This window comes from Paenibacillus dendritiformis, from assembly GCF_021654795.1.
In the GTDB taxonomy this organism is placed as follows: Bacteria; Bacillota; Bacilli; order Paenibacillales; family Paenibacillaceae; genus Paenibacillus_B.
Window position 1 is genome coordinate 605,199 of sequence record NZ_AP025344.1, and the last position, 14,875, is coordinate 620,073.

The following is a 14,875-nucleotide window of genomic DNA, read 5'->3' on the forward strand; positions in this document are numbered from 1 at the left end:
GGATGGATACGCTCGAAAAAAATATATTGTTGTCGGACGCGAGACTCGAGCAGGAGAAGCGATATTGGTTGAAGCAGCTTGCAGATTGCTCGGCAATGACTCGTATTTCTTATCAGGCGTTAAGGTCTGGCCGGGAGGGGCACTCCCGGACCAAGCAATTTTACTTGAACGATCCGCTGAGTGACCGGCTTATTGCCGTCAGCAGATCGTCTGACTACGGCTTATTCATCCTGCTGCTTGCCGGGGTTAGCTATGTGCTTCACCGCTATACAGGCGATTCTTCGGTTATTTGCGGCATACCCGTCATCACCAGCCATACGGCGGGCGATGATCTTCTAAATCCATTGATCCTGTTGAAGTCGGATGTTACTTCATCTCGTCATAGCAAGGAGTTCATTGCTCACATCAAGGAGAAGCTGGTTGAAGCCGACAAGCATCAGAACTTTCCGTTCGAGCTGCTGCTCGATATGATTGGCATCGATCAGAGCTCAGGCCGGCACTGCAACGTGATTGCGATGATGGAAGGAGTCCATGAGGAGGGGCTTGTCGATGGAATCGCTTACGACTGCCGTTTTGAATTCCGGCGAAGCTCGGACCGCGTCAGCGTACAGATCCGTTATCGTCCCGAAGCTTATGATGAAGTATTTATTAGCCAGCTCTTTGCTCATTACGAGCAGATCATGGAACAGTTGCTATTCTGTCCCGAGAAGCCGCTTCAATCCTACGATTTGGCCATCGAAGCTGCCGACCGTGAACATGCTCCAGGGCCGGAGAACGGGGAAGCGCGGAAGTGCGCGGCCATCCATGCCGCTTTTGAGGAACAAGCAGACAAGAATCCCGAGGCCATCGCTATCGTCGAGCGGGAGGATACATTCACGTACGAGGAAATCGATCACAAGGCTAATCAAATCGCGCGTTATTTGCTCGAATCCCGGAGATTGACGGATGAGGAGCGGGTAGGAATCATGCTCGACAACTCCTCCTCCTCGGTCATCAGCATGCTTGGCATTTTAAAGGCAGGGGGAACCTACGTCCCGATTGATCCCGAATTCCCGATCCGGCGCATCAAGGCCATTTTGGAGGATGGGCGGATTCGAACCGTGATCTCCTCCAAAAACTACATTCGCCAATTGAATAAGCTGCAATGGGAGATAGAGCATTTCGAAGCTTATTTATGTCTGGACACCGAGCAAATCGATGAAGAGGAAGAACAAGACAGCGAATTTATGAGCCAGGGCGTATGGAACTTTGTTGCCGATCAGGCTACAGATGATATTTCCGGCGGAGCGTGGGTGAACAGTTATACCCGCGAAGATTTGTCCCGCGAAGAAATGGATGAATATGCCAATAACATTAAGCAAAAGCTGCTGCCTTATGTAAATAAAAAAACGAGAGTGCTTGAAATTGGTTGCGCTTCGGGGATCAGCATGTTCGCGCTGGCTCCTTACGCCGGATTCTATTACGGAACGGATCTGTCCTCCAGCATGATTCGCAATTGCCAGGCAAGGGTTCAGCAGGAGGGGCATCATCATGTCAAGCTGGCATGTCTTCCGGCGGATCAGATCGATCAACTGGGTGAAGATAAGTTCGATGTCATTATCCTTAACAGTGTCGTACAGGTGTTCAAAGGCCATCATTATTTGCGCAAGGTGCTGCGAGCAGCGATTGAACTCTTGGCTGACCGGGGCATATTGTTCATTGGAGATATTATGGATCAAGATTCCAAGGATGAATTTTTACGGGATCTTGCGGCCTTCAACGAGGCTCATCCGGAATATAAGACGAAGAAGGAATTCGAGAATGAGTTGTTTTTGTCCCGCGGCTTTTTTCGCGATTTTCAACTGGAGTGCGACAGCATAAGCGGTATCGAATTTTCGGACAAAATCTATACGATTCCGAATGAACTTACGATGTTCCGCTATGATGCGATCCTGCAAGTGGATAAGACCGGCTCCCGCGAACGGATATCGGCCGAGAAGCGGAAGCGCCGGCATGACGTGCGCAGTTTGCGGTCTTTTGCGACAGAACGGGTTGCGATTCCGGTTCCATCCGACGGCGCGGCATATGTTCTATATACTTCAGGCTCTACGGGCAAGCCGAAGGGGGTCGTGGTGGAGCATCGCAATGTCGTGCATCTGTTCCGAACGGCTGCGCCCCTCTTCTCGTTTGACGCGGGTGATGTATGGTCGCTTTTCCACTCGACATCATTTGATTTCTCGGTATGGGAGATATTCGGGGCGCTGCTCCATGGAGCCAAGCTTGTTATTGTTCCGAGAAGTCTTGCGGCCGATCCGCAATCCTTCGTGCGGCTCGCGGCGGAGCAGCACATTACGATACTTAGCCAGACGCCGTCGGCTTTTTATCAATTCGCCCACGAAGCGGTAAGCTCCCGTGCGCAGCTCCCGGGCCTGCGCACGGTTGTATTCGGAGGGGAGCCGCTGCAGCCTGTCTTATTGAAGAAGTGGAAGGACGCCTATCCTGGGGTCAAATTAGTGAATATGTACGGCATTACGGAAACGACCGTGCACGTCACCTATAAGGAATTGACGGATGCAGATATCCGGCATAACAGTCTGGATATTGGCACAGCCCTTCCTTCTTACCAAGTCCATATATTAGACCCGTGGCTGCGAAGGGTGCCTGCCGGGGTGGTGGGAGAAATGTATGTTGGCGGAACCGGAGTAGCCAGAGAATACCTCAACCAGGAACAGCTCACGAGTCAAAAGTTCAAGCCAAGCCCCTTCCATGATGGCGAAAGGTTATATCAAACGGGTGATTTGGCCAGATGGAATATGGACGGGACGCTTGAATATATAGGGCGAATCGACGATCAAGTCAAGATTCGGGGATACCGAATGGAATTGGGGGAAATTACGACCTGCTTGCTGACGCACAAACAGATTCATCAAGCATCGGTGCAGGTGTTGAAAATGGAGGATGGGAGCAAGGAACTGTGCGTTTATTATGTCGCAAATGAACCGCTGAGCGTCAAAGAAGTGAAAGAGTATACGTCCAAGCGGCTTCCGCAGTTTATGGTTCCGTCCTATTTTGTCGCATTGGACAAGATGCCTTTGACTCTCAACGGAAAATTGGATAAGCGCAGGCTGCCCGATCCATTGGAAGTGTTAAGCAGCAATCGGACGATGCAGGAGCCGCTCGAAGGGTTGGAGCGGGAGCTTGCGGATATCTTTCGGGACATCCTGGGCATTGACGCCGTGGGCCGAAATGACAGCTTCTTCGATCTGGGAGGGCATTCGTTAAAAGCGGCAAGACTTGTGCAGCATCTTCATAAACGATTGCACTGCGGCTTGGCTCTGCGGGATATTTTTCAGTTCCCCACGATTAAGGAACTTGCGGAGCACATGCGGAGCAAGGAGGCAAGCAGCCGCTTTGTTCCGATACAGCCGGCGGAACAGAGGGAGTACTACCCGTTGTCATCGGCGCAGAAGCGGCTGTATATCCTGGAACAATTCGAGGATATCGGCACGAGCTATAACATGCCGTTCGTCTTGCAGGTGGAGGGACCGCTGGACATCGGGCGGGTGCGTGACAGCTACAGGCAGCTCCTCCATCGGCATGAGATCCTCCGAACCTCGTTCCATGTCGTGAATGACGAGCCGGTTCAACGGATCGAAGAGATGGAGGGGCTACAGGCGGAGCTGATCTGCGAAGAAGCGCCTGAAGCGGGGGAAGCCGAGCTGGCGAAGCGGATCGAAGCGTTCATTCGCCCGTTCCGGCTGAGCGAGGCGCCGCTGATTCGCATGGGAATCATCCGCATCGGGCCAGAGAAGCATCTCCTGCTGCTCGATATGCACCATATTATCTCGGATGGCACGTCGCTTAACATCTGGGTCGATGAATTCATGAAGCTGTACAAGGGAGACAGTTTGGCGCCGCTGGCGATCCAGTACAAGGATTACGCGGTATGGCAGCAGGCACAGATGACCCGGGAGGCGATGCGGAGGCAGAAGGAATTTTGGCGGAACGAGCTGTCGGGAGAAGTGCCCGTGCTGCAACTGCCGACGGACTATCCGCGTCCTGCGGTGCAGGATTTCCAAGGGAGCCAATACAGCTTCCGGCTGGGCCGAAGGCTGTCCGGACAGATCGAGGCCTGCTGCCGGGAAAGCGGAGTTACGCTGTATATGCTGCTGCTGGCCGCGTACCAAGTGCTGCTGCACAAATATACGGGGCAGGAAGATATCATCGTGGGGACGCCCGTCGCGGGGAGAGGACATGCGGATCTGGAAGGCGTGCTCGGAATGTTCGTGAACACGCTGGCCATCCGCAGCCGGCCGCAAGGAGACAAAACGTTCTCGGAGTTTTTGCAGGAAGTGAAGAATGCGGCACTGAATGCGTTCGAGCATCCGGATTACCCGTTCGAGGAGTTGGTGCAGGAATTGAACGCGGGGCGGGACACAAGCCGCAATCCGCTGTTCGATACGATGTTTGCGTTGCAGAACATGGACACAACCACTTGGCATATCGCGAACCTGCGGGCACGCGCCTATGAGTATGACTGGAAATCGGCCAAGTTTGATCTGCTGCTGCAAGCCGAGCAGGACCAGGACGATATTTGTCTGACCATGGAATATGCGGCATCGCTGTTCCGGCGGGAGACGATGGAAAGGTTCGCCGATTGTCTGATACGCGTCCTGGATACGGTGACAGAGCATGCGGACAAGCCAATCAAGGACGTGGATATCGTGTCAGAGCGGGAAAAGGAATATTTGACGCGGCAAGGCAAGGGCGAACGGCTGCCTTTTGCGGCGCAAGCGGGCATCGCGCAATTATTTGAAGCGCAGGTGCTTCGAACTCCAAATCGCATCGCGATTCGCAGTGACGATCAAGGATACACGTATGAAGAACTCAATGCCAAAGCCAATCAGCTCGCCAGGATGCTTCGGAGCAAAGGAGTGGGCCGAGGCAGCATGATAGCGATCCGGGGAGAGCGCTCGTTTGCCTATGCTGCGGCTATCCTGGCGGTCCTCAAGGCCGGCGGGGCATTTATGCCGGTAGATGCTGCGTCTCCGCCTTCGCGCATTCAATATATGGCGGCAGACAGTAAAGCCAAGCTGCTTCTGAATGCAGGAGTTGAAAGCGTGGATCTGCAGGACTGCGAAGTGCTGACTGTGGATGAGGACATGTTCCAGGGAAATCCGGCTAATCTGGAACCAACAGCTGGCGGCAGGGATGTCTTGTATGTCATTTACACGTCCGGCACGACGGGGACGCCCAAAGGCGTGCAGATTTCCCATAGCAATCTTCATAATCTGTTCGTTCATCATCAGCGGCAATCCAATATTACGTTGTCGGGGCGGGTTCTGCACGCTTCTGCGATCGGGTTCGATGTATGCTATCAAGAGATGCTGTTAACGTTGCTGTCCGGAGGCGAGCTTGTCGTTATTGATGATCACGTGAAAAAGACGCCGCATTTGCTGCTTCAATATGTAACGGATAATCAAATAGACACCATGTTTCTGCCGACCGCCTATTTCAATTTTCTGATCCGTGAGGACGATGAGGTCGATGCCTTGTTTGCCTCTTCGGTGAAACATATCGTGGTCGCGGGAGAAGCTCTTATCCTTTCTTCGCGGTTTATGGATTTGCTGAGAAGCAGCAGCAAATCTTTGCACAATCATTATGGCCCTTCGGAAACCCATGTGGTCTCCGCGCTGACCATCAACAGGGATAGCGATTTGCAGATGCGCCCTTCGATTGGAGAGCCGATCGCCAATACCGAATTTTATATTGTGGACCAACATCTCAGGCTCGTTCCGAGAGGCGTAGTGGGAGAACTGTGCATCGCCGGACAATCGCTGGGCTTGGGTTATCTGAATCAGCCCGAGCTGACCCGCTTGGCATTCGTTCCGAATCCGGTGGACAAGGGGACGATCATGTACCGCACGGGGGATCTGGCAAGATGGCTGCCCGATGGCAAGGTGGAGCTGATCGGGCGAAGCGACCACCAGGTCAAAATTCGCGGATACCGGATCGAGCCGGCAGAGATTACAGCGATCTTGTTGCGGCACAAGGAGGTGAGCGAAGCCGCTGCCACCGTCAAGGAACAGGCAGACGGCAGCAAGGAACTGTGTCTGTTCTATGTCGCTGAGACACCATTGACTCCCGCTTACATTCGATCCTATCTGGCTGAAAAATTGCCGGCGTTCATGATACCATCTCACATCGTCCCGCTGAAGGCCATGCCGTTCAGCGCGAACGGCAAGGTGGATTACCGCGCCCTGCCGAGCGCGGAAAAAGCACAGCCCCCTTCCATGCCGGCAGCATCTGCGGCCCCGCTTACCGGATTGGAGCGGCAACTGGCGGAGATTTTTGCGGAAGTGCTAGAGATAAAGGATATCGGGAGAGAAGACAACTTTTTCGAACAGGGCGGACATTCGTTAAGAGCGATGCGGGCCGTGTCCAAAATTGGAAAGAAGCTGAATCGGAAGCTTTCGTTGCGGGATATTTTTCTTCATCCTTCCGTTCGAACGCTGGCATCGTTCATGGACGGACAGGAAGCCCGGCCGTTCCAGGCGATCCCTGCGGCCGAGGCCATGCGGACATACCCGCTGACTTCAGCCCAGAAGCGGCTGTTTATATTGGAACAATATAAAGGAATCGGCACGAGTTACAACTTGTCTTCCGCTCTGCTGGTGGAGGGCTCGCTGAATGTGCGGCAGGTTGAGCATGTCTATCAACAACTTCTGCGACGGCATGAAATTTTGAGGACGATCTTTTTTATGGAGGGTGAAGAGCCTGTACAACAAGTGGTTGAGCAGGCAACGGGGTCCATCTGGTACAAGGAGGCGCCGGACTCAAGCGAAGCGGAACTGCAAGAATTGGTGTCCGCATTTGTTCGGCCTTTCCGGATGCAGGAAGCGCCGATGCTCCGAATCGGCCTGATTCGGCTGAACGAGAAAAAGCATCTTTTCCTGATTGACATGCACCATATCGTTGCGGATGGCACATCGATCGGGATTCTGGTCGAGGAGTTCATGCGGTTGTACAGAGGGGAATCGTTGCCGCCGCTTCCCGTCTCATATAAGGATTTTACCGTCTGGCAGAAGCGGCGATTGCTTGCGCCCGAGATGGCGGAGAAGGAACGATTCTGGTTGGAACGGCTTGCCGGGGAGCTTCCGGTGCTGCAATTGCCCACCGATTATTCACGCCCTCCTCAGCAGCGATTCGAAGGGAAGATGCTTCCGTTCGAACTGGACAAAGCCCTTGCCGTCAAGCTGACGGAGCTGTCGCACAAGACCGGGGCGACGCTGTATATGATTTTGTTGTCTGCTTTTCAGGTTCTGCTTCATAAGTATTCCGGAAGCGAGGATGTTCTTATTGGCATTCCTGTAGCAGGAAGATCCCATGAGGATGTTGAAGGGGCGGTAGGCATGTTCGTCAACACGCTTCCGTTTAGAGGCAAGCCTGAACCGGCGAAAAGGTTTCATGATTTTATGGCCGAAGTCAAAGAAGAACTGCTTCTGGCCTTTGAACACCAAGACTACCCGCTGGAGCTAATGATCGAGAAGCTGAATTTGAAATTCGACCCGAGCCGCAATCCTTTGTTCACTGTTATTTTTGATATGCAAAATATGAGGGTGCCCGAGCTCCGTCTGGATGATTTGACGATATCGGTCTGGAGGAGCGAGCATATCAGCTCGAAGTTCGATTTATCCGTATCGGTTCATGAACATAGCGAAGGTATCCGCTTCAACTGTGAATATGCGACTTCTCTCTTCGAGCAAGAGACGGTTGAGCGCCTGTTCCGTCATTATGAGGCGCTGTTAAGCCGCATCTTCGTGAATCCTGATGCCCGGATTCAAGAGCTGAATATGGTTCCGGACGAGGAACAGGACCGGATCTTAACCGCATTCAACCAGCCTGTCACGCCTGTTGATGAACGCATGCTTGCTCATCATGTCTTCGAGCGATGGGCTGCCAAGACGCCTCATGCGCCTGCCGTGGCATGGATGGACACGATGTTGACCTATCATGAGTTAAATCAACTCGCGAATGAGTTATGCTATGTCCTCCAGGCGAAGGGGACGGCGGCGAACGATGTCATCGCCATCTATATGAATAAGTCGCTTGATATGGTTATTGCCATGCTGGCTATTCTTAAGGCCGGAGCGGCATTTTTGCCGCTTGATCCTGAATACCCGCTGGAAAGAGTGCAGTATGCCGTGGATAATAGCGGGGCGAAAATCGTCATTGCCGACGCTTCGCATTGCGCTCGGGTCTCGTGCCAGACCGTTCTGACTTACCAGCACGAGAAGAGCCGGCTGGAAGAATCCTGTTTCCCTAACCCGGAAAACGATGTCCAACTCCATCATCTCGCTTATGTGATCTATACGTCGGGCTCGACGGGAAATCCGAAAGGAGTGCGCGTTCCCCATCGCGGCCTTGCGAACCTGACCCATTTTTTCGCATTGGATTGGAATGCGGCGCAGGGGGAGCGGGTCACGCAAATGGCGAGCTTTGCCTTCGATATGGCCTTATTGGAAATCTTTACAGCCTTGCTTACGGGCGCAGCCTTGTACCTGGTTCCCAAGGAAACGGTGCTGAGGCCCTCTTCCCTGGCCGAATTTATGAACGAGAATCGGATTACCATCATGACGGTAACCCCATCGTATCTCGCATATCTCGAACCTGATGATTTCCGTACCTTGCGCTTGCTCATTACCGCAGGGGAGGCTATATCCGTCCATGACTATGAAAGATGGAGCAGATTGGAGTATGTCAATCTGTACGGTCCTACGGAAACGACGATCATCACAACCATGTGGAGACCCGATTCCAGTTCCCGGATTAAACAATCGGTTCCTATCGGCAAGCCCCTTCCGAACACGCAAATTTATATTTTGAACCAGGCGGGTTCTCTTCAGCCTATTGGAATCGTTGGAGAAATTTATGTGGGGGGCGAAGGAGTCACGCAAGGCTATATCCAGCTTCCTTCAACTACAGCCAAGCATTACCTGGATAATCCGTTCAGGCTCGGTGAGCGCATGTATCGAACGGGGGACTTGGGAAGGTGGCTGCCTGATGGAAGCATCGAATACGCCGGGCGAATCGATGAGCAGGTCAAGCTACGCGGCCACCGCATTGAGATTGGTGAAATCGAACATGCGCTCTTGAAGCATGCCGCCATCAAGGAGGCCGCTGTCATCCATCGAATCGATGGGAATCAAGACGGTTACTTATGCGCATTTATCGTGGAACAGGAACAAGTCCCGGCCCAGGAGCTGAAGGACTTTCTCGCCAACGTTTTACCTGTGTACATGCTCCCGTCCGCCTTTGTCCGTCTGGACAAGCTGCCTGTAACGAGCAACGGAAAGATTGACAAAAAGCAGCTCAAAAGCATGCCGATCGATGTGGCGGGAGAAGCCGAATATGAAGAGCCCGCCAATGATTTGCAGCGGAAACTGGTTGCCTTGTGGGAGAAAAATTTGAAGGTTGCGCCTATTGGGATTGCCCATAATTTCTTTGATTTGGGCGGGCAGTCTCTGAAAGCAACCAAGTTAATCGCGGAGATCGAGCGGGATATGCAGATAACGATTTCTTTGCGTGAATTGTATCAGTACCAGACGATCAAGCAATTAGCGCAGTACTTGGAGGAGAGAGCGGGAGATGAGTAAAAGCAGCCGGTGTAAATTGTTTTGTATCCCGCATGCGGCAGGCTCCGCTTCTCTGTTCCATCATTGGAAGGAGCTTGTTCCCGCCTCGGTCGATCTGATTCCTCTAGAGCTTGCAGGCAGGGGGAAAAGATTTGCCGAAGCATTGTATCCGTCCTTCGACGATGCTCTGGAAGATCTGCGCGCGCTGATGCTTCGTTATCCCCTGGATCAGCCTTACGCGCTGTTCGGACACAGCATGGGCAGTCTGCTCGCTTATGAATTGGCCTGGCAGTTGCAGAACATGGGGGTACGCCCGCCGGAAGCGTTATTTCTGGCGGGACAATTGCCTCCCAACCGGTTCCCCGTGCATCATGGCCTGCATCGATTGCCGGACAATGAGCTATGGGATTTGCTGCTGGAGCTGGGCAATGGGGCATGGGACCGCAATGATGCCGAGATCCGGGATGTATATCTCCCGATTTTCCGGGGCGATTTGCGCGTATGCGAGACTTACCGGTTCCGGCCGGGGAGAGACAAGCTTACATGCCGGCTCGTCATTATGAATGGAGAACAGGATGCTTGGGTGGGGGAAGAACTTGGCGAATGGAGGCAACTGTCGGAAAAGGCCTGCGAATTCAAGTTTTTCCGGGGCGGACATTATTTTATTTATGAGGAAGAGCGGCAGGTCATCGACCAAATTTTGCAAAATTTGAAGAAAGAAGGATGATACGATGAACGATTTGGAGCGACCTGCTCATACCGTCTTGCACCGACTCACTCACCCCCAGCAAAGAATATGGACGGTTGAAAATATATTTCCGCATTCCTCCTTGCACAATATTGGCGGCGTCAGCCGAGTCCAGGGCCGTCTCGACTTCGACAAGATGGAACGAGCGATCCGGTTGTTTGTTCAGTCTCATGCCGGAATTCGATTGACGCTTGTCCATGACTCCGATGACTCCCGCGAAATCAAGCAATTCGTCGGCGATGCGGAGGCGAAGCCCGTGGACAGGTTCGATTTCTCGCAGGAGGCCAGCCCGAATCAGGCATTCGATGCCTGGGTGCGGGCTAAATCTTCCGAACCGTTCCCGTTAATAGGGCAACGACTGTATTATTTTGCGTTGTTTACCTTGTCAACATCGGATAACGGCTTTTTTGTCAAGCTCCATCATATTATCGCGGATGGATGGTCCATGGCCATGCTGACTCGTCAAATATGGAGCATCTATACGATGCTGCTTCAAGGCGAAGAGACGGTGCCTGACGAGGCTCCCGCATATTCGGAATACATTGCTCAAGAGGAAAAATATTTATCATCCCGCCGATTCGAGCAGGATCGCTCTTTCTGGCTGGACAAATTCCAGTCTTTGCCTGAATCTGTCTTTACCCATTCCGCGGGAGTTCAAGGACGCCGCATATCATTTCCCCTTGATGCCGGACTATCCTCGGCATTGAAGGCGGCGGCGGTTCAACATTCGTATTCGATGAATACGTATTTCACCGCCCTCTATTTTCTTTATTTGAACAAAGTTACAGGGCGGCAGGAAGCCGTTATCGGAACGCCCGTCTTTAACCGAAGCGGCGTGCTTCAGAAAAGCATCTTCGGCATGTTCACCAGTACGATGCCATTCCGGTTTCGGCTCGATGAACATTGGACATTCCGCGAGTTGCTGGAACATCTTCATGCGGACATGCTGCTCTGTTATAAGCATCACAAATATCCTTACAATTTGCTGCTTCAAGATTTACATGCGAATGGAATGGAGCAAAAATCCCTCTTTGACTTTTGCGTGAATTACTATAATACCTCGCATATTACCAAGGTGAATGGGGCGCCGGTGACAAATACGGAATTTTATAGCGGCGAGCAGTTGTACGCTATGCAGTGGATTATTCGGGATTGGTCCGACACCGGTTGCTTGCAACTGGATATTGATGTTCAGATCGGGGCCTATACCGATCGGCAGGTGGAGCAGATGTATGAACATATCATTCTGTTATTGCACCAGGTTCTCGCCATGCCGAATGCGGCCCTAAGCGAGATCAGCTTGGTTACCTCGAAGGAGAAAGAGTGGCAGTTGCACGGATTTAATCGCTTTACGGCTGAATACCCGAAGCAGAAAACGATCAGCCGGCTTTTTGAAGAGCAGGTTCGGAAAACACCGGAACGGATCGCCGTGTCCTGCGGCGGAGCCAGCCTTACTTATCGTGAGCTTGACGAACGGGCTAATCGTCTGGCTGCGCGTCTGAGCCATTCGGGAATTTGCAATCAGAGTGTCGTCGGGATACACATGATCCATTCTCTTGAGACAGTGATTGGCATTTTGGGCGTGTTCAAAGCCGGGGGAGCTTATCTTCCGCTTGATCCTTCCTTGCCGCAAGAGCGGTTGGCTTTCATGGCGGAGGATGCTGCCGTCAAGCTGGTATTGACTAACGTCAGCGACTCTTTTTCCTTTGCCGGAGACATCCTGAGGCTGGACGAGCTGGATATGAAGCAAGGGCCGGCGGAGCCGGCTCCTGTCTCCCTGAATCCGTCGGATCTGGCGTATGTCATATATACGTCTGGCTCAACGGGCAAGCCGAAGGGGACGCTAATCCGTCAGCAGGCGTTGGTCAACTATATATGCTGGGCTTGCAAGATGTATGTGCGGGGGGAGGTTGAAGTATTTCCGCTGTATTCCTCCCTGGCCTTTGACCTTACCGTTACCTCGCTATTCACCCCTTTGCTAAGCGGAGGGCAGATTGCGGTGTACCCGGACGATGGGGACGACTACGTCCTGTATCGAATAATGGAAGAGAACAAGGCGACTGTATTGAAGCTGACTCCATCCCACTTGTCGCTCCTGAAGGGGGGCGATTACCGGCAATCCTCTGTCAGAAGGCTGATTGTCGGCGGGGAGGACTTCAAGTCGAGTCTCGCCGCCGAAATCGACGCCGCATGGGGCGGCAATGTTGAAATTTGGAATGAATACGGGCCTACCGAAGCGACCGTTGGCTGCATGATCTATAAGTATGACCCAGAGAAGGATACGGAGGGCTCGCTGCCGATCGGCCATCCGGCCGACAATGTGCAAATTTATGTGTTGGATTCGCAGTTGCGGCTTCTTCCAACAGGTTGTGTAGGGGAGATTCATATATCGGGCGACGGATTGGCCGAAGGCTATCTGAACCGGCCCGATGCCACGGAAGCGAGCTTTGTGAGGCATCCTTATCTGCCGAATCAAAAATTGTACAGGACAGGGGATCTCGGCCGATTCCGCCCAGACGGGATATTGGAGTATAAGGACCGGGCGGACGCGCAGCTCAGCATTCGGGGATATAGAATCGAACCGGGCGAGATTGAAAATGCGCTGCTTGCTCACCCGGCGATCCGCGAGGCAGCCGTTGTCAGCCGTTCCACAGACGGAAGCAGTCCGCAGCTCTGCGCTTATATTGTCGCCAAACAAAGCGTACCGATAAAGGAACTCAAAGCGTTTCTGGCTTCCCGGCTTCCCTACTATATGATTCCGCTGCATATGGTAACGCTGGAGAGCATGCCGATCACCCGCAATGGCAAGCTGAATCGCTCAGCGCTTCCCGAACCGTCCGCCATCCACGAGGGGAGCGGATGGGAGGAGAGCGGTTTTCTCCCCGAGAGCAAGGATGCGGCCATTCTCAGGGAGGCGATCGGAGAGGTGTTGGGGCTGGAGCGTGTCGGGAGAGGAGACAATTTCTATCAATTGGGCGGCGATTCTATTAAAGCTATTCAAGTTATGTCTCTGTTGCGGACGAGAGGACTTCGTATCACGGCAAATGATATTTTGACGCATCCGATTATCGGAGAGATGGAAGCTCGCGTCCAGGCTGCCGGCCCTGCCGAAACGCATGACCGAATCTGCGAGGGAAACATTCCGCACACTCCGATCATCTCCTGGTTCTTCGGGCAGGAGATGGAGCAGCCACAGCATTACCATCAACGAGTGCTGCTGACAATGAAGCGTCCCATTCCGAAAGACACGCTTGAGTCGATGATGGCTCATCTTCTACGCCATCATGACACACTTCGAATGAATCTTGAGCCAGGGGGAACGCGCCTCAAGTATAATAACCGCCATTTATCCGCTCCGTTCCGCATTCAGGAGCACGATCTGTCCGGTTTATCATCTCGGGAGAGGCACGAAGAAATGCTGAGGATCGCCGATGCGATGGAAAGCGCACAAAATCTGTATACGGAAAAGCTGATTCAGGCCGCGGTGTTCGTCCATGGCGACCAAGAGGCGTATTTGCTCCTTACGGCCCATCACCTCGTAGTGGACGGGGTATCGTGGAGGATTTTATTGGAGGATTTGAACCAAGCCGTACGGCAGTGGCAAGCGGGCGAGGAGATCGCATTTTCCGCCAAAACGCTATCTTATCAGCAGTGGGCTGAGAAGCTGGAGCGTTACGGTCAGAGGGTGAAGGAAGAGGAAGGCAGCTATTGGGAGCATGTCCTGTCGAGCCGCTTCTTATTCCCTTGCCAATCGCCAATGGGAAGCACTCCCTGTATGGATGCGCGTGATTCCCTCAGTTTTCAACTGTCGGAAGAGGAGACGCAGCAATTAGTGACCGCGGCCAATGCCGCATCTCGCACTCGTCCGCTTGAGTTGATCATGACGAGCTTGCTGCTGGCCATCCGGACTTACACCGGCCGTCATGAAATTATCCTTGATCTGGAAAGCCATGGCCGCGATGAACTGGAAGAAGGGCTGGATGTGTCCCGTACAGTAGGCTGGTTCACGAATATATTTCCTTTTTCGATTGTGTTAGAGGGAACGGATCTCGCGTCCGCGATTAAGCAGGTTAAGGAACGATTGCGCAATATTCCTGCCAATGGAGCGGGATACGGCATTCTTAAATATTTAAATGGAGAATGGAAGGACAGCGGCGAACGGGAATTGCTTTTCAATTATTTGGGGGAATTTACTGGCGCGAGGAGGGATGACATGTTTGAACTGGCTTGTCATCCGGAGGCGATTGCTTCTTCCCGAAGCGGCAGTTCGTACGGCATCGAGATCAATGGGGCAATTCTTCATCGCCGGCTATCTCTCCAGTTAAGCTATCGTTCAGCCAGGTTCGCCCGAGCGGAGATGGAGCTGTTCATGCACGAGTTCCATTCCCGGCTGAGGCAGGTTGTGCAATTTTGCAGCCAGCAGACGGAGTCCGTCTTTACGCCATCAGATTTTGACGGCGCGGATCTGACACAGTCGGAATTGGACAGCATTTTTTCATCATAGCGGGACCAT

General features: G+C 52.9%; 3 protein-coding genes. All 3 read left to right on the forward strand.

Going from position 1 to position 14,875, the window contains the following annotated elements:
- Positions 1-2 precede the first annotated feature (2 nt).
- The 3 genes from L6439_RS02690 to L6439_RS02700 are packed head-to-tail and all read left to right on the forward strand — an operon-like array spanning position 3 to position 14,866.
- Positions 3-9,635, forward strand: coding sequence for a non-ribosomal peptide synthetase (locus tag L6439_RS02690; RefSeq protein ID WP_213470042.1), 9,633 nt, complete (start codon positions 3-5; stop codon positions 9,633-9,635).
- Positions 9,628-10,341 carry a thioesterase II family protein gene (locus tag L6439_RS02695; RefSeq protein WP_213470043.1) on the forward strand — a complete coding sequence of 238 codons (714 nt, stop codon included), beginning with the start codon at positions 9,628-9,630 and terminating at the stop codon, positions 10,339-10,341. Before L6439_RS02690 ends, L6439_RS02695 begins: the two co-directional genes overlap by 8 nt.
- A 4-nt stretch (positions 10,342-10,345) precedes the next feature.
- Positions 10,346-14,866, forward strand: a complete 4,521-nt coding sequence (locus tag L6439_RS02700; RefSeq protein ID WP_213470044.1) for a non-ribosomal peptide synthetase — start codon at positions 10,346-10,348, stop codon at positions 14,864-14,866.
- The last annotated feature ends 9 nt before the right edge of the window (positions 14,867-14,875 follow it).

Coding starts and splice junctions, on each gene's coding strand:
- L6439_RS02690 (WP_213470042.1), top strand. CDS start 3: ATGGATACGCTCGAAAAAAATATATTGTTGTCGGACGCGAGACTCGAG.
- L6439_RS02695 (WP_213470043.1), top strand. CDS start 9,628: ATGAGTAAAAGCAGCCGGTGTAAATTGTTTTGTATCCCGCATGCGGCA.
- L6439_RS02700 (WP_213470044.1), top strand. CDS start 10,346: ATGAACGATTTGGAGCGACCTGCTCATACCGTCTTGCACCGACTCACT.